Origin of the sequence: Aliihoeflea sp. 40Bstr573 (genome assembly GCF_024105655.1) — a bacterium.
Lineage (GTDB): Bacteria > Pseudomonadota > Alphaproteobacteria > Rhizobiales > Rhizobiaceae > Aliihoeflea.
This window is the reverse complement of sequence record NZ_JAAAMH010000001.1, coordinates 481,609-506,446: the sequence shown is the minus strand read 5'-3', so window position 1 is coordinate 506,446 and position 24,838 is coordinate 481,609. Positions and strand designations below refer to the sequence as shown.

23 protein-coding genes and 1 tRNA gene are annotated in these 24,838 nt (G+C 64.3%); 12 read left to right on the top strand and 12 right to left on the bottom strand.

From position 1 onward, the window contains the following. Positions 1 to 42: 42 nt before the first annotated feature. Positions 43 to 831, bottom strand: coding sequence for a DNA repair protein RadC (gene radC / locus GTK01_RS02425; RefSeq protein ID WP_371924246.1), 789 nt, complete (start codon positions 829 to 831; stop codon positions 43 to 45). Positions 832 to 840: 9 nt separating this feature from the next. Continuing rightward, a complete protein-coding gene (gene map / locus GTK01_RS02420; RefSeq protein WP_252924246.1) occupies positions 841 to 1,665 on the bottom strand; it encodes a type I methionyl aminopeptidase in 825 nt (274 codons plus the stop codon). A 153-nt stretch (positions 1,666 to 1,818) separates the two neighbouring features. Between map and GTK01_RS02415 the strand changes: the two genes are divergently transcribed. Further along, entirely contained in the window at positions 1,819 to 2,955 is a 1,137-nt protein-coding gene (locus tag GTK01_RS02415) for an FAD-binding oxidoreductase (RefSeq protein ID WP_252924245.1), read from the top strand. An 11-nt stretch (positions 2,956 to 2,966) separates the two neighbouring features. Here the strand turns inward: GTK01_RS02415 and GTK01_RS02410 are convergent. The 3 genes from GTK01_RS02410 to GTK01_RS02400 form a co-directional block, all read right to left on the bottom strand. After that, positions 2,967 to 3,041, bottom strand: a tRNA-Glu gene (locus tag GTK01_RS02410). 112 nt (positions 3,042 to 3,153) lie between these two features. After that, positions 3,154 to 4,299 carry a D-Ala-D-Ala carboxypeptidase family metallohydrolase gene (locus tag GTK01_RS02405; RefSeq protein ID WP_252924244.1) on the bottom strand — a complete coding sequence of 382 codons (1,146 nt, stop codon included), beginning with the start codon at positions 4,297 to 4,299 and terminating at the stop codon, positions 3,154 to 3,156. Positions 4,300 to 4,622: 323 nt separating this feature from the next. Next, on the bottom strand, positions 4,623 to 6,446 hold the full coding sequence (locus GTK01_RS02400) for an alpha/beta hydrolase (RefSeq protein WP_252924243.1): 1,824 nt from the start codon (positions 6,444 to 6,446) through the stop codon (positions 4,623 to 4,625). A gap of 99 nt (positions 6,447 to 6,545) precedes the next feature. Between GTK01_RS02400 and GTK01_RS02395 the strand changes: the two genes are divergently transcribed. The 4 genes from GTK01_RS02395 to recJ all read left to right on the top strand — a co-directional run bounded on the left by GTK01_RS02395 (position 6,546) and on the right by recJ (position 11,340). Then, entirely contained in the window at positions 6,546 to 6,887 is a 342-nt protein-coding gene (locus tag GTK01_RS02395; RefSeq protein WP_252924242.1) for a hypothetical protein, read from the top strand. An 80-nt stretch (positions 6,888 to 6,967) separates the two neighbouring features. After that, on the top strand, positions 6,968 to 8,185 hold the full coding sequence (locus GTK01_RS02390) for an LL-diaminopimelate aminotransferase (RefSeq protein ID WP_252924241.1): 1,218 nt from the start codon (positions 6,968 to 6,970) through the stop codon (positions 8,183 to 8,185). 40 nt (positions 8,186 to 8,225) lie between these two features. Further along, positions 8,226 to 9,539 carry a homoserine dehydrogenase gene (locus GTK01_RS02385; protein ID WP_252924240.1) on the top strand — a complete coding sequence of 438 codons (1,314 nt, stop codon included), beginning with the start codon at positions 8,226 to 8,228 and terminating at the stop codon, positions 9,537 to 9,539. Continuing rightward, positions 9,487 to 11,340: a single-stranded-DNA-specific exonuclease RecJ gene (gene recJ / locus GTK01_RS02380; protein ID WP_371924244.1), complete on the top strand. Its 1,854-nt coding sequence runs from the start codon at positions 9,487 to 9,489 to the stop codon at positions 11,338 to 11,340. The genes GTK01_RS02385 and recJ overlap by 53 nt, the downstream gene beginning before the upstream one ends. Here recJ and GTK01_RS02375 read toward each other — a convergent pair. The 3 genes from GTK01_RS02375 to folE all read right to left on the bottom strand — a co-directional run bounded on the left by GTK01_RS02375 (position 11,337) and on the right by folE (position 13,507). Then, a complete protein-coding gene (locus tag GTK01_RS02375) occupies positions 11,337 to 12,221 on the bottom strand; it encodes a patatin family protein (protein WP_371924259.1) in 885 nt (294 codons plus the stop codon). The genes recJ and GTK01_RS02375 overlap by 4 nt on opposite strands. Positions 12,222 to 12,398: 177 nt before the next feature. After that, positions 12,399 to 12,839, bottom strand: a complete 441-nt coding sequence (hisI, locus tag GTK01_RS02370; protein WP_252924238.1) for a phosphoribosyl-AMP cyclohydrolase — start codon at positions 12,837 to 12,839, stop codon at positions 12,399 to 12,401. Between the two features lie 26 nt (positions 12,840 to 12,865). Then, the gene (folE, locus tag GTK01_RS02365; RefSeq protein ID WP_252924237.1) at positions 12,866 to 13,507 is read right to left on the bottom strand and encodes a GTP cyclohydrolase I FolE; all 642 of its coding nucleotides are present in this window, start codon (positions 13,505 to 13,507) and stop codon (positions 12,866 to 12,868) included. 253 nt (positions 13,508 to 13,760) lie between these two features. On the opposite strand from folE, the gene GTK01_RS02360 reads away from it, so the two are divergent. From GTK01_RS02360 to GTK01_RS02345, 4 genes are all read left to right on the top strand, one after another. Next, entirely contained in the window at positions 13,761 to 14,207 is a 447-nt protein-coding gene (locus GTK01_RS02360) for an iron-sulfur cluster assembly scaffold protein (RefSeq protein ID WP_252924236.1), read from the top strand. Between the two features lie 14 nt (positions 14,208 to 14,221). After that, a complete protein-coding gene (yidD, locus tag GTK01_RS02355; protein ID WP_371924243.1) occupies positions 14,222 to 14,551 on the top strand; it encodes a membrane protein insertion efficiency factor YidD in 330 nt (109 codons plus the stop codon). An 86-nt stretch (positions 14,552 to 14,637) separates the two neighbouring features. Beyond that, positions 14,638 to 16,611 (top strand): threonine--tRNA ligase, encoded by a 1,974-nt coding sequence (thrS, locus tag GTK01_RS02350; RefSeq protein WP_371924241.1) that lies wholly within the window; start codon positions 14,638 to 14,640, stop codon positions 16,609 to 16,611. Positions 16,612 to 16,679: 68 nt separating this feature from the next. Beyond that, entirely contained in the window at positions 16,680 to 17,555 is an 876-nt protein-coding gene (locus GTK01_RS02345) for a lysophospholipid acyltransferase family protein (protein WP_252924234.1), read from the top strand. Here the strand turns inward: GTK01_RS02345 and GTK01_RS02340 are convergent. After that, a complete protein-coding gene (locus GTK01_RS02340; protein WP_252924233.1) occupies positions 17,552 to 18,748 on the bottom strand; it encodes a hypothetical protein in 1,197 nt (398 codons plus the stop codon). The genes GTK01_RS02345 and GTK01_RS02340 overlap by 4 nt on opposite strands. A gap of 153 nt (positions 18,749 to 18,901) precedes the next feature. Between GTK01_RS02340 and GTK01_RS02335 the strand changes: the two genes are divergently transcribed. Further along, the gene (locus tag GTK01_RS02335) at positions 18,902 to 19,480 is read left to right on the top strand and encodes a nitroreductase (protein ID WP_252924232.1); all 579 of its coding nucleotides are present in this window, start codon (positions 18,902 to 18,904) and stop codon (positions 19,478 to 19,480) included. After that, positions 19,480 to 20,088, top strand: coding sequence for a flavin reductase family protein (locus GTK01_RS02330; protein ID WP_252924231.1), 609 nt, complete (start codon positions 19,480 to 19,482; stop codon positions 20,086 to 20,088). Before GTK01_RS02335 ends, GTK01_RS02330 begins: the two co-directional genes overlap by 1 nt. Here the strand turns inward: GTK01_RS02330 and GTK01_RS02325 are convergent. Together GTK01_RS02325 and GTK01_RS02320 are read right to left on the bottom strand one after the other, a co-directional pair. Further along, entirely contained in the window at positions 20,085 to 20,957 is an 873-nt protein-coding gene (locus tag GTK01_RS02325) for a CoA ester lyase (RefSeq protein ID WP_252924230.1), read from the bottom strand. The two genes, GTK01_RS02330 and GTK01_RS02325, sit on opposite strands and share 4 nt — an antisense overlap. Beyond that, on the bottom strand, positions 20,957 to 21,409 hold the full coding sequence (locus GTK01_RS02320) for a MaoC family dehydratase (RefSeq protein WP_252924229.1): 453 nt from the start codon (positions 21,407 to 21,409) through the stop codon (positions 20,957 to 20,959). Before GTK01_RS02320 ends, GTK01_RS02325 begins: the two co-directional genes overlap by 1 nt. A gap of 106 nt (positions 21,410 to 21,515) precedes the next feature. Here GTK01_RS02320 and GTK01_RS02315 point away from each other — a divergent pair, with 106 nt between their 5' ends. After that, positions 21,516 to 22,637, top strand: coding sequence for a DUF2336 domain-containing protein (locus tag GTK01_RS02315; protein WP_252924228.1), 1,122 nt, complete (start codon positions 21,516 to 21,518; stop codon positions 22,635 to 22,637). On the opposite strand, the gene parE is transcribed toward GTK01_RS02315, so the two are convergent. Next, positions 22,634 to 24,697, bottom strand: a complete 2,064-nt coding sequence (gene parE / locus GTK01_RS02310; RefSeq protein ID WP_252924227.1) for a DNA topoisomerase IV subunit B — start codon at positions 24,695 to 24,697, stop codon at positions 22,634 to 22,636. The genes GTK01_RS02315 and parE overlap by 4 nt on opposite strands. Positions 24,698 to 24,838 lie beyond the last annotated feature (141 nt).

The following is a 24,838-nucleotide window of genomic DNA, read 5'->3' as shown; positions in this document are numbered from 1 at the left end:
GGCGCCGAAAGGCGCCCTTTTTCGTGTCCGCTCCACGCACGCTCAGAAAAGCCGAAGGCTCTTCATGCTGGTGTGCCCGTTGCGGCCGATGATTATGTGATCGTGCACAGTTACGCCGAGCGGCTTCGCGGCATCGGCAATCGTCTTGGTCATCTCGATGTCCGCGCGCGAGGGCGTCGGATCGCCGGACGGATGATTGTGAACGAGTATGATCGCGCTCGCGGAGAGCTGGAGAGCCCGCTTTACCACCTCGCGCGGATAGACCGGCGTGTGGTCGACCGTCCCGGTCTGCTGCACCTCGTCGGCAATCAACACGTTCTTCTTGTCGAGAAAGAGCAGCCGGAACTGCTCGCGGGTCTCGAAGGCCATCGCCGCGCGGCAATAGTCGATGACCTGGTTCCACGAGCCTAGTACTTCGCGCTGGCCGACCTGGCCCTTGGCGATCAGCCCGCCCGCCGCCGCGACGAGCTTGAGGTCGAGCGCGGTCGAAGCGCCGACGCCCTTGACCTCGGCAAGAAGGGTCGCGTCAGCGCCAAGCACTTCGGCGAAGGAGCCGAAGCGCGCGAGCAGCGCCTTGGCCGTTCCCTTGGTGTCGGCGCGTGGGATGGAGCGGAAAAGCAGGAGTTCGAGCAGTTCGTAATCGGCGAGGGCGGCGGCGCCGCCCTGTTCAAAACGCGCGCGCAGCCGGTCGCGGTGACCGTGATAATGCGGCTTGTCGGCCTTTTTGCGGGCAGCTTCGGGCATGGGCGGGATCGCGGCGCCGTCCAGGGTGCCTGCAAGCGGCCGTTCGGCGAAGAATCCGCGCTCGTCCTCGCGGTCCGCGTCACCCATAGGCCTTACCTAGGTCAAACCGGGGCGATCAAGCCCGCCGGGTGACAGCGAGAAGATTTCGCAGCCGTCCTTGGTCACGCCGACCGTATGCTCGTACTGCGCCGAGAGCGAGCGATCGCGCGTCACGGCGGTCCAGCCATCGGACAGCACCTTCACGTGCGGGCGGCCTAGATTGATCATCGGCTCAATGGTGAAGATCATACCTTCACGCATTTCCACGCCCTCGTTGGAATTGCCATAGTGAAGGATGTTCGGCGCATCGTGGAAGAGCCGGCCAACGCCATGGCCGCAGAAGTCGCGCACGACCGAGCAGCGCTCAGCTTCGGCAAAGGACTGGATCGCCGCCCCAATCGCGCCTGTGCGTGCTCCAGGCTTCACTGCGTCGATGCCGCGCATCAGGCACTCATGCGTGACCTCGAGTAGCCGCTCTGCCGCTCGCTTGATCTGTCCAACCGGATACATGCGGCTCGAATCGCCGTGCCAGCCATCGAGAATGTAGGTCACGTCGATGTTGACGATGTCGCCTTCGCGCAGCGGCTTGGCATCGGGGATGCCGTGGCAGACGACATGGTTGATGGAAGTGCAGGACGCTTTCGTGTAGCCACGATAGTTGAGCGTCGCCGGCAGCGCGCCGTTATCCATGCCGAACTCGAAGACGAAACGGTCGATCGTTTCGGTGGTCACGCCCGGCTTGACCATCGACGCCAGTTCGTCGAGGCAACGCGCTGTGAGCTGGCAAGCGTTTCGCATGCCCGCAAAGGCGTCCTCATTATAGAGCCGGATCTGGCCGGTGTTGCGCAGAGGTGCGGTCTCCGCGTCGAGATAGGTGACCATTGCCGTTTTCCCGAAGGCTTGTCGTCGAATTTCGAATGAGGACAGACTTGGCATCAAGCGGGGCGGCATTCAACCCCTTGGCGCCTCAACTTCGCTCGTCTGGCGCTAGCGTTGCAGGCCGACGCAGCTATGCCGAACAAAAAGGAGCATGCCATGGCTGAACACCCCGACTTCGACATCTGCGTCATTGGGGCGGGGATCGCCGGCGCGTCCGTGGCGGCGGAATTGGCCGACAAGGCTCGCGTCCTTCTCGTCGAGCGCGAAAGCCAGCCTGGCTATCATACGACGGGTCGCTCCGCTGCGCTGTTTTCCACCACCTATGGCCCGAGCGTCATCCGGGCGCTGTCGCGTGCGTCAGAGCCCTTCTACAACAATCCGCCGCCGGGTTTCGACCGCCCGCTGCTGACACCGCGCGGCGCGTTGATGATCGCGCGCGATGACCAGATGGAAAGCCTCGACGCGCTGCAGCGCGAGCTTGTCGGCGCGGCAGGCGTCGAAAGGCTCGACGGGACCGCGGCGCGCGCACTCGTTCCGCTGCTGCGAACCGGGCATGTCGCTGCGGCCATATTCGAACATTTCGCGCAGGATATTGACGTCCATGCGCTTCATCAAGGCTATCTTCGCCAGTTCCGCGCGCGGGGCGGCACCTTTGTCGCCAATGCGGGCATTGACGCTATCCGACACGGCAGCGGCGGCTGGACCATCGAAGCGGGATCGGAGCGCTTTCAGGCTGCCACGATCGTCAATGCAGCCGGTGCATGGGCCGACGTGGTCGCCGAGATGGCGGGCATCGCTCCGGTCGGCCTTGTGCCGAAAAGGCGAACAGCGGCGATCATCGCGCTGCCGGAGGGTACGACGGCGCATCACTGGCCCATGGTCATCGACATCGACGAGGAATTCTACGCCAAGCCCGACGCCGGGCGCCTGCTGATCTCCCCGGCCGACGAAACGCCTTCGGAGCCGTGCGATGCGCAGCCTGACGAATACGATGTCGCCATCGCGGTTGATCGGGTGGAGACGGCTTTCGAGATCGAGGTGCGCCGGATCGAGAACAAATGGGCCGGCCTCCGCACGTTCGCAGCCGACAAGAACCCGGTCGTCGGCTGGGGCGATGCCAGACGCAGCTTCTTCTGGCTGGCAGGGCAGGGCGGCTATGGCATCCAGACTGCCCCGGCGCTCGCCCGGCTCGCCGCCGCGCAACTCCTCGGCACCGCGCCTGAACGCGCGATTATGGATCAGGGCGTCGATCTGGAATCGATGCTGCCCGGGCGTCCGATGCTTCACAAGTGAGGAGAGGGGTGTGGTACGCCCAAGGGGAATCGAACCCCTGTTTGCGCCGTGAAAGGGCGCCGTCCTAACCGCTAGACGATGGGCGCGTACAACGAGGCGGTTTATAGTCAGCTTCGCCGAAACGCACAACCCGGCCGGGCTCAATTTTCCAACTTTTTCCGCTGAAACAGGCGTTACGCAACGTCGTCGCGGCTGGGGTCAGTTCCGGCGACGGCAGCGCCAGTTCCAGTCCCGCTCCGGGCCGACATCGACGTGTACGGACTCGGTGTGGCAATAGGTGCCGACCCCGCCGCGACCGGGCATGGAACGCACATATTCGGCCAGTGTCCATTTGCTGACGCCTGCGACCTGGATGTCGGCGGCCGCGCAGGCCATGTGCAGCGAATTGCGTGCGCCGCGCGCGCGCCGATTGCGCTCTGCGCTGCGGAAGCCGGAGGTGATGACGACCTTCTGGCCAAATCGGCTTTCGATGGATTTCAGGACGCGCACCAGCGAGGGCCGCAGGCAGGAAACGTCGACATCGTCATGCTGTTTCAGGAGACCGTTCGGCGCGAGGCGGGCAAGGCCGGGCGCATAGGCCACCTGATAAAGGCCGCCATCCTCGTTCAGATCGATGTCGCTGACGTCTTCGTCGACGCCATTGCGGCGACTGATTTCGAACAGGTTCGCATTGTCCCGCACGCCGGGCAGCGCATTGTCGCTGATCGAGGCGGTGCTGATCATGACCGGTCGCGTCTGTGCCGCAGAGGCCGACATGGGAGCACGATTTGCCTGGAGGTCGACGATGGGCTTCGCCGTTCCGGCTACAGTCTCCGAATGGGACGCAGTGGCCGCCTGCTCGGCAGATGCAGCCTGCGCAGCCGGAGCCTGTTGCGGCACGATCGGCGAAGGCGCTGCGCGCGCGGGCTGCTGCGAGAAAAAGGCCGAGAGAAAACCACGTTTCGGCGGCTCGGGCGCTTCGGCTGAGGCCTGTTGGGCGGCGGCCTGCGGCTCTGCCGGTGTCGCAGTCTCTTCCGCGGTGGCCGTCTCCTGAGTGCCGGCCTCCGCAGGGGCGGCGGCTTGCCTGGTGTCGGCGACCTGGGCTGCGCCCTCCACCGCGGGGGCGGCCGGTTCGGCGCTCGTCGCGGTCTCGCGGCTGGTCATAGTCGGAACGGATGCGACCTGCTCGGGAAGGCTAGGATCGGTCTCGTCGAAAACGTAACTGGGCGCGTCAGGCGTAGCGCCTTCGGCAGCGACGGCTTCGCCGTCAGCAACAGCGGCCGTGGTCTCATTCGGGGGCTGCACCGCTTGCGGCATCGCAACGCCGGTCGCGCCATGCTGCGGATTGAATCCGAACATCGTCATGTCGGTATCAGACGTCGCTGAGCAGGAAGCCAGAAAGGTCGCGGTCAGGGCTGCGAGCACAGCACGATGAACGGCGCTATTGCGGCGCGAACCTTCTCCAGACAATGCGCGTCCCCTTGATGCGTCTCGTTCGGGGCTGGAAGCAGCGTCGCAAAGCATGATTGCGAAGCATCCAGCCAAGCCGAGACCTATCGGAATTGACTGTCGAGCACAACACCTGACCCGTACCCCGGCGACGTCGTGTCAAGCTGGCGAATCGCATGATTCACAACTTGCCCGGTGCGCTGATCGTCGCAGAGTATTAGGGAATTCGCAGATTCTGTCTACACCCTCACCCTGACGTAATCCCCAGGTGCGTCACCTAGAACCTCGGTATTCTTGCCGATCTTTCGGGCCTTTGCCGTCTTGCTGTCCTGCGTTCGAATCCACGTATCCCAATGCGGCCACCAGGAGCCGGAGGTCTCGTTCGCCTTGCCGATCCAGTCCTCGAGCGTGCCCTTCGGCGCGCCGCCTGTCCAGAACTGGTACTTGCCGGCCGCCGGAGGATTGACGACACCGGCAATGTGGCCCGAGCCAGCCAGCACGTAATCGACCGGCCCGCCGAACAAGCCACTGCCCACGAAGACAGACTTGGCCGGCGCGATGTGGTCCTCTTTGGTCGCCAGATTGTAGATCGGTATCTTCACGTTCTTGAGCGAGAGCGTCTTGCCGGCAAGCTTCATCTTGCCCCTCGCCAGATTGTTCTCAAGATAGCAGTTGCGCAGATAGTAGGAGTGGTTGGCGGCGCTCATGCGCGTGGAATCGGAATTCCAGTAGAGAAGGTCGAACGGCATCGGCGCCTTGCCGCGCATGTAGTTGTTGATGACGTAGGGCCAGATCAGGTCGCCGGCGCGCAGCATGTTGAAGGCGGTCGCCATCTTGGTGCCGTCGAGATAGCCGCGCGTTTCCATGGCGCGCTCCAGCGCCGAGATTTGCTCTTCGTCCACGAACACCTTGAGATCGCCGGCATGGGCGAAGTCGACCTGTGTGGTAAAGAAGGTGGTCGTCGCGATGCGCTTTTCGCCTTCCTTGGCAAAGAGCGCCAGTGCGGCAGCCAGAAGCGTGCCGCCGACGCAATAACCGATCGCGTTGACCTGCTTTTCGCCGGTCGCTTTTTCGACCGTGTCGAGGCCGAACTTTATGCCGTCGCGAATGTATTCCTCCCAGCCGGCACGCGCGTGGCGCTCGTCCGGATTGACCCAGGAGATCACGAAGACGGTATGTCCCTTCTCCACCGCCCATCGGATGAAGGACTTTTCCGGGTTCAGGTCGAGAATATAGAACTTGTTGATCCAGGGAGGGCAGATGAGGAGAGGGCGCTTGAGCACCTCCTTCGTCGTCGGCTCATACTGAATGATCTCGGCGACTTCGGTCCGTGCGACCACCTTGCCCGGCGTCGTTGCGATGTTCTTGCCGATCTCGAAGCGCGACGCGTCGGACTGGCGCAGCTTCAGGTCGCCCTTGCCGGCTTGTATGTCTTCCGCCAGCATTTTCAGGCCGCGAACGAGGTTGGCACCATTGCTCGACACAGTCTCGCGGAAGAGCTCGGGGTTGGTCAGGATGAAGTTCGACGGAGAGATCGCATGGCTGATCTGCTTGACGTAGAACTGCGCCTTGTGGCGCGTGTGTTCGTCCAGCCCATCGGCATGCTCGACCAGGTCGTTCGCCCAGCGCGAGGTGACGAGATAGGTCTGCTTGAGAAAATCGAAAAAGGCGTTGCGGCCCCAGTCGGGGTCCTGAAAGCGCTTGTCAGGGGCTTCGGCGGGCAGCGGCGCGTCCGGATCGGCAAGCTTCGCCATCGAACGCGTCCAGGCTTCCATGTAGCCCGAGTAGAGTCGCGTCTGCGCCTCCAGCGCCCGCGAGGGGTCTGACAGCCAGTATTCGGTGAGCCTGGAGAAGGTCTTGACCATGTCGGCCATCGGCTCGGCGACCGTGTCGCGCACTTCGCCGGCCTCGCGTGGGCCCGACCAGGCGGCCGCCACCTTTCCCGCTTCTTCCATCATGTGCGAGACGTTGGCCGCGAATTCCTCGGGGTTCTTGACGAGGTAGTCTTCGATGCCCGCGGCTTGCGTCTTGGGCGCGTCTTGCGATGTCTTTGGGCCGGCCATGATTTTTGTGCTTCCTCCCGGCGGCATTTTCTTTACAGACTAGCATGGCGGGATGGAAACGGTCCAACACTGTGACTGTGGATTCGGGAAGAAATGAAGATGCCGGTAAGTCGAATTGCGCCCTTGTCGATCATGATGCCGGCGCTCGCCACCCTCGCGCTTGCTCTGACGGCATGTGCCGCGCCGCAGGTGGACCAGGGCGTTTCGGCATCGACCGCATCGGTCGGTTCGGGCACCTATCCCAATCTCAACGTGCCGCTGCAGCCGGCCTCGGCGCAGATCACGCCTGAAGAGCGCGTCGCGACCGCAGAGGAACTGCGCGCCCGCCGAGACGGGCTCGCCCCTGCTGCGGCAACGCCGCCGGCGTCTTCGGCCGCACAGTTGCGCCAGATTGGCGGCTCCCATGCGCAGGGCGCGATCAGCCGCATCGAAGGCAACTGAGGGCAGTCGTCCGTCTCGACCGTCGCCTTGAAACTGTGTATAGCCGCCTCCATTCCCTCTAGCCGCGCCGGGTTTGCCCCATGGAAGAGTTTCACAAGGTCCGCCGTCTTCCGCCCTACGTCTTCGAACAGGTCAATCGCCTCAAGGCGACCGCGCGAGCCAAGGGCGCCGACATCATCGACCTGGGGATGGGCAATCCCGACCTGCCGACACCGAAGGCGATCGTCGACAAGCTCGTCGACGTGGTGCGCGATCCGCGCACGCATCGCTATTCGTCCTCACGCGGCATTCCGGGCCTGCGCCGCGCGCAGGCGAACTACTATGCCCGCCGCTTCGGCGTGAAGCTCAATGCCGACACGCAGATCGTCGCCACCCTCGGTTCGAAGGAAGGCTTCGCCAACATGGCGCAGGCGATCACCGCTCCGGGCGACGTGATCCTGTGCCCGAATCCGACCTATCCGATCCATGCCTTCGGCTTCATCATGTCGGGTGGCGTCATCCGCTCGATGCAGGTCGAGCCGGACAACGGTTTCATTCCGGCGCTCGAACGCGCGATCAAGCACTCGATTCCGAAGCCGCTCGCGCTGATCATGAACTACCCATCGAATCCGACGGCGCATGTCGCCTCGCTGGACTTCTACAAGGAGGTCGTCGCCTTCGCGCGCAAGAACGACCTCATCATTCTCTCCGATCTCGCCTATGCCGAGATCTATTTCGACGGCGCACCGCCGCCCTCGATCCTGCAGGTGCCGGGCGCGATGGACATTGCCGTCGAATTCACCTCGATGTCCAAGACCTTTTCCATGCCGGGCTGGCGCATGGGGTTCGCGGTCGGCAACGAGCGCCTGATTTCGGCGCTGACCCGCGTCAAATCCTATCTGGACTACGGCGCCTTCACACCGATCCAGGTTGCCGCGACGGCTGCACTCAACGGTGACGGCGCCGAAGTGGACGAGGTCCGCAGGGTCTATCACCGCCGCCGCGATGTCATGGTCGATGCGTTCGGCCGTGCCGGGTGGACGATCCCGGCGCCTGCTGCGACCATGTTCGCCTGGGCGCCGATCCCCGATGCGTACAAGCATCTCGGCTCGCTGGAGTTTTCCAAGCTCCTCGTCGAGAAGGCCGACGTCGCCGTGGCGCCGGGCATAGGCTTCGGCGAACATGGCGACGATTATGTGCGCCTCGCGCTGGTCGAGAACGAGCATCGCATCCGCCAGGCGGCACGCTCGATCAAGAAGTTCATGGGGTCTTCGGCCCCGGCACCCGACAATGTGGTGCAGATCGGCGCGCGGCGCTGAGCAAGACACAAAGCAGAATACTGAAAGGACGGTCGGGGGCATGAGCGAAGCATTGCGCGTGGGTATCGCCGGATTAGGCACTGTCGGCGCTTCGGTCGTCCGGCTGGTCACCGAGAGGGCGGCTGAACTCACCCGCCAGTGTGGCCGGCCGATCTCGATCGTCGCCGTCGCCGCGCGCGACAGGTCTCGGGACCGCGGGATTTCGCTCGACGGCATGGAGTGGTTCGACGATCCGGTCGCGCTCGCCAAATCGAAGGACATCGACGTTTTCGTCGAACTGATCGGCGGCAATGAAGGACCGGCCCGCGAAGCCGTCAAGGCCGCGCTCGATGCCGGCCATCACGTCGTCACCGCGAACAAGGCGCTCCTCGCCAAGCACGGCCTCGCTCTCGCTGACGCAGCCGAAAAGCGCGGCGTCCTCCTGAACTATGAGGCGGCAGTCGCCGGCGGGATTCCGGTCATCAAGACGATGCGCGAATCGCTTGCCGGCAATACGGTGCTGCGCGTCTTCGGCATTTTGAACGGCACCTGCAACTATATCCTCACGCGCATGGAAGCCGAAGGCATATCGTTCGAGGACTGCCTCGCGGACGCCCAGCGCCTGGGCTATGCCGAAGCCGACCCGACCTTCGACATCGAGGGCAACGACACCGCCCACAAGCTCGCGATCCTTACCAGTCTTGCCTTCGGCACGAAGATCGCCGCCGACGACATCTACATGGAAGGCATCTCGAATATCACGCAGGCCGACATCCGCGCCGCGTCGGAGCTTGGCTACCGAATCAAGCTTCTCGGCGTCGCGCAGAAGACCGAAACCGGGATCGAGCAGCGCGTTCATCCGACGATGGTCCCGACCGCATCTGTGATCGCGCAGGTCCATGGCGTTACCAACGCCGTGGCAATCGAGACCGATATCCTTGGCGAACTGCTCCTGTCCGGCCCAGGCGCCGGCGGCAATGCCACCGCCTCCGCCGTCATTGGCGACATCGCCGATATCGCCAAGAGCCGCCCCGGCTTCCAGCACGGCCCGGTCTTCGGCCGCCCGGCCAAGGAGCTGGCCCCTTGCAAGAAGGCGAAGATGCGCGCTCATGCCGGCGGCTATTTCATCCGACTGACCGTCTACGACCGTACCGGCGTCTTTGCTGGGCTGGCGCGCCGCATGGCCGACAACGACATTTCGCTGGAATCGATCGTCCAGCACTCCGACCGCGATACCGGTAGCGACCGCAAGACCGTCATCCTCGTGACCCATGAGACGACGGAAGCGGCCGTGCGCAAGGCGATCGACGGGGTGACGAAGGATGGCCACCTCGTCGACACGCCGCAAGTCATCCGCATCGAGCGTGCCGGCTGATGGCGTGCCGGGCAGAACCTTGACCCTGGAGCGGCGGCACTTCTTCGACGTGCGCCGGTCGGTGCGGGGACTGGCCTGGGAACACCGGCTCGATCCGCGCCAGGAGAACATCGCGCTCGCCATCGCCCAGTCGCATGGCGTGCCCGACATCGTTGCGCGCGTGCTTGCCGCGCGCGGCGTCGGGCTCGACGATACGCCGCGCTTTCTCGACCCGACCATCCGCGACCTCCTTCCCGATCCCTCGTCGTTGACGGACATGGACAAGGCCGCCGAGCGCATCGCCGACGCGGTCCAGCGCCGAGAACCCGTCGCAATCTTCGGCGACTACGATGTCGACGGTGCTTGTTCTTCGGCACTGATGAAGCGCTATCTCGCGCATTTCGGCGTTCCGGCCGAAATCTACATTCCCGATCGCATCTTCGAGGGATACGGCCCGAACCCCGATGCCATGCGCGATCTCGTCGCGCGGGGGGCGCGGCTGATCGTGACGGTCGATTGCGGCACCAACAGCGCGCCCTCCGTCGATGCCGCGAACGAGGCGGGCGCGCATGTCGTCGTTCTCGACCACCACCAGGTCGGCGGGCCGCTGCCGTCCGCCATTGCCGTCGTCAATCCGAACCGGGAAGACGATCTGTCGGGGCAGGGGCATCTGTGCGCTGCCGGCGTCGTCTTCGTCACGCTCGTGCGCGTGACAAGCATCCTGCGGGCGCGCGGCCTTACGGATCTGCCGGATCTCCTGTCGATGCTGGATCTTGTCGCGCTGGCGACGGTCTGCGACGTGGTTCCGCTCATCGGCGTCAACCGGGCCTTCGTGGTCAAGGGGCTGGCTGCGGCGCGGCGGCTCGGCAATCCAGGCATCGCCGCGCTTGCGCGGGTTTCGAAGATCGGCGAGCCGCTCAACGTCTTCCACTTCGGTTTCGTCATCGGCCCCCGCATCAATGCGGGCGGGCGCATTGGTGATGCCGCGCTGGGCTCGAAGCTTCTGGCCTGCGACGATCCGGTCGAGGCTGGCACGATCGCCGAGACGCTCGACCGCCTGAACCAGGAGCGGCAGGCGATGGAGGCCGTCATGCTTCTCGATGCCAAGGCGCAGGCCGATGCCGAACTCGTCCATGGCGATGGGCCGGGCGTGCTCGTCGCCGTCAGCGACAACTGGCATCCGGGCATCGTCGGCCTTCTCGCCTCGCGCCTGAAGGACCATGCAAGGCGGCCGGCTTTCGCCATTTCGTTCAACGCAAACGGCATTGGCAGCGGCTCAGGCCGGTCCGTACCCGGCTTCGATCTTGGCCGCCTTGTGCGCGACGCGGTCGATGCCGGCCTGCTCGTCAAAGGCGGCGGGCACGCAATGGCCGCCGGCATCACGGTGCGGCGCGAAAAGCTTGGCGAATTGCGCGCATTCTTTGAGGAGCGCGCGGCCAGCCAGGTCAAGGATTTGCGAGACGGCGAGACGCTGAAGATCGACGCAGCCCTTTCGGCCGAGGGCGCGCGCTTCGACCTGTTGGATGCGATGGAAACCGCAGGCCCCTTTGGCGCCGGTCATCCGCAGCCCGTCCTTGCCCTGCCGCGTCATCGCGTCCTCGACGCGCGCGTCGTGGGAACCGGCCACCTGCGCGTGGAACTCGCTTCGGAAATGGGGGGGCGGCTTCAGGCCATGGCGTTCCGGTTGGCTGAAACCGACCTTGGCCACTTCCTTGCGACGTCGCGCGGCCAGACGGTGCATGTGGCGGGCTCGATCGCGTCCAACTACTGGAACGGCTCGCGCTCGGTGCAGTTCAGGATTCTCGACGCGGCGAAAACCTAGGCCAGAACGTTCTGCAGCCGGTCGAGCTCGGCAAGCTGCGCGCGCGTCGCATCGTATCCGAGCTTGATCAACTCGTCGGCGCGATGGAACTCCGTCAGGCCGATATGACCGAGCTTGGGCTGGAGCGACAGGTCCGGCGGGTCGCCGGCGAGACGCGCGCGCGAAATCCGGTCCTGGATGATGTTGAATGCCTCGACCATCACGCCCGTGATTCCCAGTCGGGATTCGCGGTCGCGCGGGCCTTTGTCGACGATCAGCGGTGTCTTCTTGCCGTCGGCCATTTCCTCGCCGTCTTCCGGCATGTCGGCCGAATGCTTGATGACAGCGGCGCGGCCGAAGAGATCATAGTGAAGGTTCACCGCGACGACGAGCGGCTGCTCGTATGCGCGGCACACCGAGACTGGAACGGGATTGACCAACGCGCCGTCGACCAGGACGCGCTTGTTGCAGACGACCGGCTCGAAAACGCCGGGCAGGGCATAGGACGCCCGCATCGCGGTGATCAGCGACCCGCTCGACAGCCAGATCTCGTGGCCGGTGCGGATTTCGGCCGCGACGCAGACGAAGGGACGCGGCAGATCGGCGAAGGTCAGGCCTTCGAGGTGCTCCTGCATCCGCGCCGTCAGGCGCATGCCGCCGAGGAGGCCCGAACCGCGCAGATTGAAATCGAGCAGGCCGAAAATGCGACGCTTGGTCAGGGAGCGAGCGAATTCCTCGAGCTCGTCGAGCTTGCCGGCGAGATAGCACCCGCCGACGAGCGCGCCGATCGACGTGCCGGCAATCATGTTGATGCGGATGCCCGCCTCGTCGAGCGCACGCAGGACGCCGATATGCGCCCAGCCGCGTGCCGCTCCACCACCGAGCGCAAGCGCGACACCCATCGGCTCAGGCTTCTGCGGAAGCTGGATAGACTGGGAAGGCGGAACGCCCGCCCCCGCATCCGGCTTGCTCATGAAGGACGCCCAGTCGAGCATCGGTCGCTCCGTCTCAGATCGGTCTCATAATACTTGAATATGGTATCCGAAGGATGAAGATGAGCGATGGACCAGTGCAATCACCTATTTGGTGTAGATGTCGTCGGGATCGAACTTCGGGGCCGCATCTGTCACGAGGCGTACGTTGCCATCGGTGGCTTCCGCCTTGCGATAGAAGCACGAACGCCGGCCCGTGTGGCAAGTCGCGTCATGTCCGGCCACCTCGACGCGAAGCCAGACCGCGTCCTGGTCGCAGTCGGTGCGGAGTTCGACGATCCGCTGAAGGTTGCCGGACGTCTCGCCCTTCTTCCAGAGCTGGTTGCGCGAGCGTGACCAGTAGTGCGCGATGCCCGTTTCGAGCGAAAGCGCAAGTGCTTCGGCATTCATGTGGGCGACCATCAGGAGCATGCCGTCGCGCGCATCCGTCACGACGGCGGTGATCAGGCCTGCCGCGTCGAAGCGCGGCGCGAGCATGTCACCCTCTTCGAGCGCCGCCTTGGAGGTCGGGGGCAATGGGAACTGCATGGCGTCCGTTGAGATGGGAGGAACGATCAGGGCGCGCGAAAATCGCGCAGCGACATCATGAAGCGCGCCTGCTCCTCGGGATGATCGCGGAAGCTGCCCGTGAAGGTTGAGGTCATTGTGCTGGAGCCCGACTTGCGGATGCCGCGCATCGCCATGCACATGTGCTCGGCCTCGATCACGACGGCGACGCCGCGCGGCGAAAGCGCATCCTGGATGACGCCCGCGATCTGGGCCGTCATCGCCTCCTGCGTCTGAAGGCGGTGGGCGAAGATGTCGACCACGCGCGCGATCTTCGACAGGCCGACGACCTTGCCGTCCGGCAGATAGCCGACATGCGCCTTGCCGATGATCGGCACCATGTGATGTTCGCAGTGCGAATGGAATGGGATGTCGCGGATGAGGACAAGATCGTCATAGCCCGCCACTTCTTCGAAGGTGCGGCCCAGTTCCTCGAAAGGGTCCTGATCGTAGCCGGAGAACATTTCCCGATACGCCTTGGCGACGCGCTTGGGTGTATCGACCAGGCCTTCGCGGTCAGGATCGTCGCCGGTCCAGCGCAGAAGAACGCGAACGGCGCTCTCGACCTCGGCCTGGGTCGGGCGCGGCTGCTGTTCGATCTTCTGCTCGGCGTCGGCGCGGTTGGGGAATGATTTCACAATAGCGTCCATGAAAGGCGTCTCCCGTAGTTCCCCTCTACGGAGGAACGAGTTGAACGGACCACAGCCTTTCCCGGAAATCGCGACGAATTTCGTCGTTGATCCGAAATGGCGTGCATGCGGTCGCCCCTGATGCCGCTCACGGCTTGTAGGGTCAATCGCACAGCCACTATATATTCGTCCAACGACCGATGAAAAGGGATGGCAGCGGCGACGAATTGTTCAGCCACGCCGCCGGAACCCGGCATCAAGAACTGGAACGTCCATGATAGACGACGTCTACAACGCTAAAATCCTAGGGTTTGCCGGCAATATCGAACGGCTCGGCCGTCTGCCGGACGCCGATGCGAGTGCGACTGCCCATTCCAAGCTCTGCGGCTCGACCGTCACCATCGACCTCAAGATGGACGGTGACGAAGTGACCGATTTCGCCCATGAGGTGAAGGCCTGCGCGCTCGGACAGGCGTCGTCCTCGATCATGGCGCGGCATGTCGTCGGCGCCCGTGCCGATGAATTGCGCAGCGTGCGCGAGGCGATGCGCCGCATGCTGAAGGAAAATGGCGCGCCGCCGGAAGGCCGCTTCGCCGATTTGCGCTACCTTGAGCCGGTTCGCGACTACAAGGCCCGCCACGCCTCCACGATGCTTACCTTTGACGCCGTCATCGACGCCATTGACCAGATCGAGAAAAAGCGCGCTGGCGCGGCGGCCTGACGGCTTTGGAGAACGTGCCGAAAACGCGCAACTGGTCCGGTCGTTGGCCTCGCACGCCCGGGCGGCTGTTCGGGACCGGTTTCGTTCGGTTCTACCAACTCACCTTGTCCGGCTTTGTCGGGAATTCCTGCCGGCACTATCCGACCTGTTCGGAATTCGCCTACGAGGCAATCGCACGCCATGGGCTATGGCGTGGCGGGTTCATGGGGCTCTTTCGTGTCATGCGTTGCGGGCCGGGCGGCACGCACGGCATCGACCTCGTACCTGAACGCCTCGACCGCGACCAGGCATGGTACGCCCCGTGGCGACTGTGGCGCATCAGCGGCAAGAGCGACGCCGCCTGACCTTGTCCGTACCCGATTGATCGGCTAAACGCGCGGTCATCGACAACCACCTGCGCTCGTTTGCAGGACTGGATAGGAAGCATCTGATGCCCGAAGTCTCCCTGACATTTCCCGATGGTTCCGTTCGCGCGTACGACGCTGCCGCGACGGGTGCCGATCTCGCGAATTCAATCTCCAAGTCGCTGGCCAAGAAGGCAGTCGCCTATGCGCTCGACGGTCAGGTGCGCGACCTGTCTGACCCGCTTGCCCGCGACGGCGCGGTCGAGATCATCACGCGCAGCGATCCGCGCGCGCTGGAACTGATCCGCCACGACGCGGCGCATGTTCTCGCCGAGGCGGTGCAGGAACTGTGGCCCGGCACGCAGGTCACCATCGGCCCGGTCATCGAAAACGGCTTCTATTACGATTTCGCGCGCGACACACCTTTCACACTCGACGACCTGCCGGTCATCGAGAAGAAGATGCGCGAGATCATCGGGCGCAACAAACCTTTCACGAAGGAAGTGTGGGCGCGCGACAAGGCGCGGCAGGTCTTTGCCGACAAGGGCGAGGCCTACAAGGTCGAACTGATCGACGCCATTCCCGCCGACCAGGACCTGAAGATCTACGCGCAGGGCGACTGGTTCGACCTTTGCCGCGGGCCGCACATGGCCTCGACGGGCCAGGTCGGCAATGCCTTCAAGCTGATGAAGGTGGCCGGCGCCTATTGGCGCGGCGATTCGAACAACCCGATGCTGACGCGGATCTACGGCACGGCATGGGCCGAGCAGGCTGAACTCGATGCCTATCTCCATATGCTGGAAGAGGCTGAAAAGCGCGACCACCGGCGACTCGGCCGCGAGATGGACCTCTTCCATTTCCAGGAGGAGGGCCCGGGTGTCGTCTTCTGGCATGCCAAGGGATGGCGCATGTTCCAGAAGCTGACGGCCTATATGCGCCGCCGGCTCGAGGATGACTACGACGAGGTGAACGCGCCGCAGGTGCTCGATTCCTCGCTGTGGCAGACTTCCGGCCACTGGGGCTGGTACAAGGAGAACATGTTCGCGGTGCAGTCCGCCGACCCCAAGGCGGAGGACCAGCGCGTCTTCGCCCTGAAGCCGATGAACTGCCCCGGCCACGTGCAGATCTTCAAGCACGGCCTGAAGTCCTACCGTGAACTGCCGATCCGCCTTGCCGAGTTCGGCACGGTCCATCGCTACGAGCCGTCCGGCGCGTTGCATGGCCTGATGCGCGTGCGCGGCTTCACGCAGGACGACGCGCACATCTTCTGCACGGACGAGCAGATGGCGGCCGAGTGCCTGAAGATCAACGACCTGATCCTCTCGGTTTACGAGGATTTCGGCTTCGAGGAGATCGTGGTCAAGCTATCGACGCGTCCCGACAAGCGTGTCGGGTCCGATGCGCTTTGGGACCGCGCCGAATCGGTCATGATGGACGTCCTGAAGCAGATCGAGGCGCAGTCTGGCGGACGCATCAAGACCGGTATCCTGCCGGGCGAGGGCGCTTTCTATGGGCCCAAGTTCGAATACACGCTGCGCGACGCGATCGGCCGCGAATGGCAATGCGGCACGACGCAGGTCGACTTCAACCTGCCCGAACGCTTCGGCGCCTTCTACATCGACAAGGATTCGGAGAAGAAGCAGCCGGTGATGATCCACCGCGCGATCTGCGGCTCCATGGAGCGCTTCCTCGGCATCCTGATCGAGAACTTCGCCGGCCATTTCCCGCTCTGGTTCGCGCCGGTGCAGGTCGTCGTCGCCACCATCACGTCCGACGCCGACGATTACGCGAACTCGGTCGTCGCCAGGCTGAAGGCGGCCGGCATCCATGCCGAGCCGGATCTGCGCAACGAGAAGATCAACTACAAGGTCCGCGAGCACTCGATGGCCAAGGTTCCGGTCATCCTCGTGTGCGGCAAGCGCGAAGCGGAGGAGGCGACGGTCAACATGCGTCGTCTCGGCTCGCGCGACCAGCAGTCGCTGTCGCTGACAGACGCGATCGAGCAATTGCGCCAGGAAGCCGTTGCGCCGGACCGGAAACGGGTCGCTGCTGCGGAATGATGGGATCGGGGCGGCTTCGGCCGCCCCGTTTCATATGGCTGTCATGGCGCCGAGCGACATTGCCCGCCATGATCGCGATCCGCCGCCAACGCCTGTTTCCAGAGCTCACCTACGCCAATCACGGCCATCGGCGGCTGCAGCGTTTTCTGATCGAGAGCATCGAGAACCTGTCGGGGCGCGAGCGCTTCGCCGCACTCTACGACATATGGCGCCGCGACGTCGCGCCGGGCGGCGTCGACCTTTTCTCGGCGATGCTTTGCATGGTCGGCATCGAGCTTCGCATCAATGGCGTCTGGCCACCGCCACGCCTGCCCGATACGCCGCTGGTCATGGTCGCCAACCATCCGTTCGGCATAGCCGACGGCATCGCGATGCTGTCGCTGGCAGAGCGCCTCGGCCGCCCGTTCCGCGTCATGATCCACAAGGACCTTCTGCGGATTTCGGAGATGACGTCCTACGCGTTGCCGATCGACTTTTCCGAGACCCGCGAGGCCGTTGCCGCTAATCTTGCCGTTCGCAATGAGGCGCTGCGGCTTTTGAGGGACGGGGTCACGATCGTGGTTTTCCCGGCTGGTGGCGTCGCGACGGCTCAAAAGGTCATCGGCAAGGCAAGCGACCTCGAATGGAAGATGTTCCCGGCAAGACTCGTCCGCGACGCTGGTGCGTCGGTTATTCCATTGCATTTTGCAGGCCAGAACAGCCGCTGGTTCCATCTCGCGAGCCGCTTCTCGATGACCTTGCGGACGGCGATGCTCATCCCCGAATTCACCCGCCGGACAGGGCGGCCGATGGACGTCCGCGTCGGACCGGTCATTCATGCCGATGCCTTCGGCAGCGACAGAAAGGCCGTTCTCCAGCGCATGTATCGCGCCGTGTTTGATCTTGCTGATGAGGAATGCGAGGAGCCGGCTTCCGCTGTCTGCGGCGGAATACCGGCGCTTTAGTCACCGCTGCCCGGGGCCCGCTCGCCGCCGTTCTCGTCGGCAATCACTTCGACATCGCTGTTGCGTCCGGCGATCACGCGGAATTCGCGCTGGTACAGGCGCTCTCGGTTGCGTGCAACGGCGACATATTCGCCTTCCGCAAGCACCATGGACGCGAAGGCTCCGACGCTCTCGCGCACGATGTCGCCCGAATCGGTCAGCACCGCCCAGGACGTGTCGGCGATTGCCTCGCCGCCCGCCTCGCGCACGAGTTTCAAAGTGATCTCGGCCGCCTTGTGCTCGACCGTCGCTTCGGTCAACTGCCCAGCTTCGACGCGGATGTCGGAGCGGATGACCGCGTTGACGTTCCCATAAGTCGAAACGACGTGATAGGTGCCGCTGTTCAGTCGAACGACCGCCTGCGGGCTCACGTTCGGCACGATCAGAGCGCGCTCGCCGGCAGCGTCGCCGGCACCCTCATAGATGGAAAAGCGCAGCTTGTCGGACGGGATGCCGCCGCCGCCGGCAAGCACCGCGTCGAGCTTGAGGCCGCCTGCATCAAGCACGAACTGCTCCTCGCGCGCATTCGGGCCGATGGTAATGCGCTTGGTTGCTCCCGCCCGCCCGAATGTCGCGTGGACGAGATAGCTTCCAGGATCGAGCTCGAAATTGCTGGTGCCGCCCTGCGCCGTGGCGATCAAGGGCAGTTTGCCGTCCGGTCCAGGATCGGGACGGAACACCCGCCAGACCATGCCGCGCTCTACCGCTTCGCCATCTCCGGTCAGCTTGGCAGACAAGGTCAGGGACCCCGCACCGGGTATGGCGAGCGGTGCGCCGATCGAGGGTGCCGCGTAGCCGCTGATGCCGGGCAGTTCGATCTGCGGCAGCGGGGCAGGAAGCTGGATTTGAGGCAATGCACCCAAGCCGCCGTCAGGCTGCGACTGGAGCGACGGCAGCGACAGGGGCGGCTGCGTTGTGATGTTTGGAAGGTCCAGTCGCGGCATTCCGCCCGATGGTGCGCCGAAGCCAAGATTGCCCCCCGGTCCGGGACCTGGGCCGCCGCCCGGTCCTGGACCGCCACCGAAGCTGCCACCGAAGCTGCCGCCGAAGCTGCCACCTAAGCCGCCTCCGGGGCCGCCCGGATCTCCGTCCTGCGCCTGCACCGGTGCTATCCCCGCCAGGCAGGCGAGAAGAACGGCGCGGATCAGTCGCATGGTGAACGGTCTGGCACGGCAAACATGCCTTGCGTTGAACCCGAAAGCGGTGGCAATTTCAAGGCTCCCGGCAAAGGGCGACGCGCAGATTCGCGGATCGTGCGACCGCCATTCTTCCCGCCAATTCAATCTCTTGGAAGAGGAAACCGAGATTTGACGTCTTCGACGATCGAATTCCTTCTCAACAGGAAGTCGGCTCCCATCGCCGAGCTCCACGCGCCCGGCCCCTCCAATGACGAGATCAGAACGCTTCTGACCATCGCCGCGCGCGTGCCCGACCATGGCCGCCTCGCGCCGTGGCGGTTCATTCTCTATCGTGGCGACGCTCGCGAACGCGTCGGTGAGAAGCTGGCGGAACTCGCCGAAAGGCGCGAAGGCCCGCTCACCGATGCGCGACGCGAGCAGGAGCGCACACGCTTTTCGCGCGCGCCACTCGTCGTCGGCGTCGTTCACGTGCCGCGCGACAACCCGAAAATTCCGCAATGGGAAATGTTCCTCTCCGGCGGTGCCGTTGCGATGAACCTTCTCGTCGCGGCGAGCGCCATGGGATATGGCGCGAACTGGATCACCAACTGGTATTCCGACGTCGAGGAGGGGCGGGCGATCCTCGGTCTCAAGCCGCAGGAACGCGTCATCGGCTTCGTGCATATCGGCTCGTTCGACGGCGAGGCGTTCGAGCGCCCACGCCCCGATCTCGACACGCTGATCACCGAATTTGGAGCTGATGCCTGATGTTCTACGAACCCAAAAACGGGCACGGCCTGCCGCACGACCCATCGAAGGCGATCGTCTCGCCAAGGCCGATCGGCTGGGTGTCGACCCTGTCCGGGGAAGGCGCGCTCAACCTTGCGCCCTATTCCTTCTTCAATGCACTGACGACCTCGCCCTTCCTGGTCATGTTCTCGTCCGAGGGGGAGAAGGACAGCGTCCTGAACTCCCGGGCGACGGGCGAGTTCGTCATCAACCTCGCCAGCCGCGATCTGGCCGAGGCGATGAACGCAAGCGCGGTCGATGCGCCCCACGGCACGAACGAGTTCGACTACGCGAAACTTCACACGGCGCCATCGACGCTCGTTGCACCGCCGCGCGTCGGGCGCGCCCACGCCGCGCTCGAATGCAAGGTGACGCAGATCTTCCAGCCCGTCGGTCTCGACGGAGAACCGTCGGCCGCGACCGTCGTCATCGGCGAGGTCATCGGGGTCTATATTGACGACGACGTCCTGACGAATGGTCTCTTTGACGTCATCAAGGCGGGCAATCTCGCCCGCCTCGGCTACATGGATTACACGAGCGTCAGCGAAACCTTCGCCATGCGCCGCCCGCGCTGGAAGGCCGACTAGGCTATTCCAGCGGCCTTCGCGCGCGCGATCAGGCGCTCGGCGCGCCGCAGATGCGGCCGGTCGTACATCGCGCCGTCGATGCCGACGACGCCGGGGTTTCCGGCCGCTGCGAAGGCGTCGATCACCGCGCGCGCATGGGCGATGGCGTCGGCGGACGGTGTGAAGACCTCGTTGATGATCGGCACCTGAGCCGGATGGATCGCCATGCGCCCCGTGAATCCGTCACGGATGCCGGCGAGGCAATCGGCGTAGAACGCGTTCTCGTCGCGGAAATTCGGGAATACCGTGTCGATCGCAGCCGCCTGTGCCGCGCTTGCCGCAAGCAGCGTCACCGCGCGCGCCAGCTTGAAGACATCCGTGTAGGCGCCTGCTTCGTCCCGCGTCGCGCTCGCGCCGATATCGGCGGAAAGGTCCTCCGCCCCCCAGGTCAACGCGCCGAGCCGCGCATGGGCTCGATACGTCGAGGCGGCAAGGACACTCGCGCCCGTTTCGGTGATGATGGGGATGATCCGCGTCGCCCCGTCATCGATGCCGTTATCGGCTTCGTGGACGCGCAACTTCGCCGACAGATGCTCGAGATCTGCATAGCCGCTGCATTTCGGCAGCATGATCGCGTCGGGTCGCGCGGTCATGACTGCTGCAAGATCATCGCCGGTCAGACCGGTCGTCAAATCATTGACGCGCACGACGAGGGACGGACCATCAGGCCGCCGCGCCGCGACGAAGTCACGCGTCAGTTCGCGCGCCGCCGGCTTGTTCGCAGCCGAAACCGAATCCTCAAGATCGAGGATCAGTGCGTCGGCGCCGGAATTGAGAGCCTTGTCGAGCTTGCGCGCGGAATCGCCGGGAACGAACAACAACGAGCGCATCAGGCAGGCTTCCTCAGCATCATGGCCTGCCGCGTGCATTTGGCGACCAGCTCGTCGTTCTGGTTATAGGCGCGGTGCTCGAATTCGACGATTCCGCGATCGGCCTTGGACTTCGAGGGCCGCACGCTCTTCACCTCGGTTTCGACCCGCACCGTGTCACCATGGAACAGGGGGTGCGGAAACACCGTATCCGTCATGCCCAGATTGCCGATCGTCGTGCCGAGCGTGGTGTCGTGAACCGATATGCCGATCATCAGGCCAAGCGTGAACAGCGAATTGACAAGCGGCTTTCCCCATTCGCTCTTCGCGGCGAAGTCGAAATCGATGTGCAGCGGCTGGGGGTTCAGCGTCATGACCGAAAAGAGCATGTTGTCGCTCTCGGTGACCGACTTGGTCAGCGTGTGCCGGATGACGTGCCCCGGCACGAATTCCTCGAGGTAAAGTCCTGCCATGAACGGCCTCCTCCTGATCGCGAACGTGACGCGTTAAAGAACATGGTGAACCGTTCGTAAACCAATTCGAGCTAGCGTCCACGCATAGTTTGCGAAGGGGACGGGCGTGACGACTGCTATCGCGGAAACATATCTACGCTCCACGCACGCCAGTGAGCGGGCAGCTGCAGCCGAATATCTCGCCAATGCCGTTCTCACCGCCAAGACGCCGCGCGAGGACCGCAGCGCAGCCATTTCCGCGCTCACCCTACTGGCCGAAGACCCGTCGCCGATCGTGCGTGCCGCCATCTCGGCCGCGCTCGCCGGCAGCAACCGCGCTCCGCTCCACATCGTTTTGCACCTTGCCAAGGACCAACCATCCGTCGCGGCGCCGATCCTCCTGCGCTCGCCGCTCCTGACCGAGTACGATCTGGTTGAACTCGTCGCAACGCTCAATACGCGCGGGCAGGCGGTAATCGCGCGGCGGGCAGGGCTTGCCGCCGGCGTGACCGCGACGCTCTGTGCCTTCGGCGCGCGCGAGGCCGTGGTCGAGCTTGCGCGCAGCGACGATGCCGAAATTCTGCCGTCGGCCTTTCGCCAGATGGTCGAGCGCTTCGGCAGAGATGCCGAGCTGCGTGAAATCCTGATCCGCCACGCGCGCCTGCCGGTCGATTGCCGCCACCGGCTTCTCGCCGGGGTTGGCGATGTCTTGAGCCAGTCGCCTTTCGTCAAGGCGATGATCGGTCCCGAGCGGGCTGCGCGCGTCGCGCGCGATGCCTGCGCCCGCTCGACCATCGCGCTCGTCGAGGGCGCCCGCCCTGCGGAAATGTGCGAACTCGTCGGTCGCCTGCGCGAGGCTGGGCATCTGACCACTGCCTTCGTCCTGCGCTGCATGGCACTCGGCAAGATGGAGTTCTTCGTCCATCTCATCGCGCACCTCTCGAGTGTTCCGCAGGATCGCGTGCGCACCATACTCGTGTCGGGGCGTGATCTCGCGATCACCGCACTCTTCGACAAGGCTCATCTTGCCGCTTCGATCCATCGGCCGCTGGTCGGTGCCATTCATGTCTGGCGGGCCGTCGCGCGCGGCGATCGGATCGCTGGCGTGCGCGAGGCGAGCCAGGCGATGATCGACGCGATGGGCGATCAGAATGCTTCGCAGGCTGGCCAGATCATCAGCCTGCTCCGTCAGGTTCAGGCCGACGCGATGCGATCTGCGGCTACCGAATCCGTACGGATCGCCGCCTAGATATCGAGTTCCCCGGCGAACTCGGCATTGTCCTGGATGAAGCGGAAGCGCAATTCGGGCTTGGTGCCCATCAGTGCATCCATAGACGCCTTCGTTGCGTCCTCGTTTTCCTGGACCTCGACGCGCAGCAGCGTGCGCTTTTTGGGGTCCATGGTCGTCTCCTTGAGCTGGCTCGCCAGCATCTCGCCGAGACCCTTGAACCGGCCGAGCTCGACCTTGCCACGCCCGGTGAACTCGGTGCGCATCAGTTCATCCTTGTGCGCGTCGTCGCGCGCATACATCGTCTTGCCGCCCTGCGTCAGCTTGTAGAGGGGCGGTACCGCCATGTAGAGATGCCCGCCGCGCACCAGCTCCGGCATTTCCTGATAGAAGAAGGTGATCAGCAGTGAGGCGATATGCGCCCCGTCGACATCCGCGTCTGTCATGATGATCACGCGGTCGTAACGCAAATCCTCTTCGCGATATTTCGATCGAGTGCCGCAGCCAAGCGCCTGGATCAGGTCGGCGATCTGCTGGTTGGCGGTCAGCTTCTCGCGGCCTGCGCTCGCCACGTTCAGAATCTTGCCGCGTAGCGGCAGCACGGCCTGGCTTGCGCGGTCGCGCGCCTGCTTGGCCGAGCCGCCGGCCGAATCGCCCTCGACGATGAAAAGCTCGGCGCCGGCCGCCGCGTTCTGCGTGCAATCGGCAAGCTTGCCGGGCAGGCGCAGCTTGCGTACCGCGCTCTTGCGGCTGACTTCCTTTTCCTGGCGCCGTTTCACGCGCTCGTCGGCACGCGCGATGACCCATTCCAGAAGCTTGGAGGCTTCCTGCGGATTGTCGGCAAGCCAATGGTCGAACGGGTCGCGCACGGCGTTTTCGACGATGCGCTGCGCTTCGCCGGTCGCCAGCCTGTCCTTGGTCTGACCAACGAATTCCGGCTCGCGGATGAAGACAGACAGCATGCCGGCCGCCGAGATCATGACGTCCTCGGAGGTGACGATCGAGGCGCGCTTGTTGCCGGTGAGTTCGGCATAGGCACGCAGGCCGCGCAACAGCGCATTGCGCAAGCCCGTCTCGTGCGTGCCGCCTTCGGGTGTCGGGATCGTGTTGCAATAGGAGTTCAGAAAACCGTCGCCGCCATGCCAGGTGACGGCCCATTCGAGCGAGCCGTGTCCGCCGGATTTCTCGCTCTTGCCCGCAAATGGCTCACGCGTGACCTGATATTCGGTGCCGAGCGAAGCGAGGAGATAGTCCTTCAGCCCGCCGGGGAAATGGAACGTCGCCTTGTCGGGGGTCTTGTCCTTATCGCCGATCAGCGCTGGGTCGCACGACCAGCGGATTTCGACGCCGCCGAACAGGTAAGCCTTGGAACGCGCCATCTTGTAGAGCCGCGCAGGCTCGAACCGCGCATTGCTTCCAAAGATTTGCGCATCGGGGTGAAAGCGCACCTTGGTCCCGCGCCGGTTCTGCACGTCGCCAAGAAATTCCAGCCCACCCTGCGGGATGCCGCGCGAGAAGCGCTGGCGGTAGAGCTTGCGGCCGCGCGCGACCTCGACCTCCAGATCATCGGAGAGCGCGTTCACCACCGAAACGCCGACGCCGTGCAGACCGCCCGAGGTCTCGTAGACCTTGGAGTCGAACTTGCCGCCCGCATGCAGCGTCGTCATGATGACTTCGAGGGCGGACTTGTCCTTGAATTTCGGATGCGGGTCGACCGGAATGCCGCGCCCGTTGTCGGTCACCGACAGGAAGCCGTCGGCCGAAAGCTCGACCTCGATGAAAGTGGCGTGGCCGGCCACCGCTTCGTCCATCGAATTGTCGATCACTTCGGCGAAGAGGTGGTGCAGCGCCTTTTCGTCGGTGCCGCCAATATACATGCCGGGCCTGCGGCGCACCGGCTCCAGACCTTCCAGCACCTCGATGTCGGCGGCACTGTAACCGTCGCTGGCATCCTTCGGCGCAACAGCCGCAGGCGTTGCCGCACGCTTAGCCGCAGCCACGATGGGATCGGCGCGACGCGCCGCTGGCTTGGCCGGCGTTGTGGCGGCGAGGTCGCCGAAGAGGTCGTTGTTGTCGTCCATGGCGGCAGGTTGGTCCGTTCGCGAATCAGATGAATCGTGCTCGCAGGGCTGTCATCATAGCCGGGGGCCTTCTAATGCAGGAGATCGCGGCAAAAATGAAGGGGCGCGTTCCCGATTCGTCCACAGGCAAGTCAGACGACA

Bases quoted from the DNA above. Each gene is read 5' to 3' on its own strand.
- radC (WP_371924246.1), bottom strand. From the start codon at position 831: ATGGGTGACGCGGACCGCGAGGACGAGCGCGGATTCTTCGCCGAACGG.
- map (WP_252924246.1), bottom strand. From the start codon at position 1,665: ATGGTCACCTATCTCGACGCGGAGACCGCACCTCTGCGCAACACCGGC.
- GTK01_RS02415 (WP_252924245.1), top strand. From the start codon at position 1,819: ATGGCTGAACACCCCGACTTCGACATCTGCGTCATTGGGGCGGGGATC.
- GTK01_RS02405 (WP_252924244.1), bottom strand. From the start codon at position 4,299: ATGACGATGTTCGGATTCAATCCGCAGCATGGCGCGACCGGCGTTGCG.
- GTK01_RS02400 (WP_252924243.1), bottom strand. From the start codon at position 6,446: ATGGCCGGCCCAAAGACATCGCAAGACGCGCCCAAGACGCAAGCCGCG.
- GTK01_RS02395 (WP_252924242.1), top strand. From the start codon at position 6,546: ATGCCGGTAAGTCGAATTGCGCCCTTGTCGATCATGATGCCGGCGCTC.
- GTK01_RS02390 (WP_252924241.1), top strand. From the start codon at position 6,968: ATGGAAGAGTTTCACAAGGTCCGCCGTCTTCCGCCCTACGTCTTCGAA.
- GTK01_RS02385 (WP_252924240.1), top strand. From the start codon at position 8,226: ATGAGCGAAGCATTGCGCGTGGGTATCGCCGGATTAGGCACTGTCGGC.
- recJ (WP_371924244.1), top strand. From the start codon at position 9,487: ATGGCCACCTCGTCGACACGCCGCAAGTCATCCGCATCGAGCGTGCCG.
- GTK01_RS02375 (WP_371924259.1), bottom strand. From the start codon at position 12,221: ATGGGTGTCGCGCTTGCGCTCGGTGGTGGAGCGGCACGCGGCTGGGCG.
- hisI (WP_252924238.1), bottom strand. From the start codon at position 12,839: ATGCAGTTCCCATTGCCCCCGACCTCCAAGGCGGCGCTCGAAGAGGGT.
- folE (WP_252924237.1), bottom strand. From the start codon at position 13,507: ATGGACGCTATTGTGAAATCATTCCCCAACCGCGCCGACGCCGAGCAG.
- GTK01_RS02360 (WP_252924236.1), top strand. From the start codon at position 13,761: ATGATAGACGACGTCTACAACGCTAAAATCCTAGGGTTTGCCGGCAAT.
- thrS (WP_371924241.1), top strand. From the start codon at position 14,638: ATGCCCGAAGTCTCCCTGACATTTCCCGATGGTTCCGTTCGCGCGTAC.
- GTK01_RS02345 (WP_252924234.1), top strand. From the start codon at position 16,680: ATGATCGCGATCCGCCGCCAACGCCTGTTTCCAGAGCTCACCTACGCC.
- GTK01_RS02340 (WP_252924233.1), bottom strand. From the start codon at position 18,748: ATGCGACTGATCCGCGCCGTTCTTCTCGCCTGCCTGGCGGGGATAGCA.
- GTK01_RS02330 (WP_252924231.1), top strand. From the start codon at position 19,480: ATGTTCTACGAACCCAAAAACGGGCACGGCCTGCCGCACGACCCATCG.
- GTK01_RS02325 (WP_252924230.1), bottom strand. From the start codon at position 20,957: ATGCGCTCGTTGTTGTTCGTTCCCGGCGATTCCGCGCGCAAGCTCGAC.
- GTK01_RS02320 (WP_252924229.1), bottom strand. From the start codon at position 21,409: ATGGCAGGACTTTACCTCGAGGAATTCGTGCCGGGGCACGTCATCCGG.
- parE (WP_252924227.1), bottom strand. From the start codon at position 24,697: ATGGACGACAACAACGACCTCTTCGGCGACCTCGCCGCCACAACGCCG.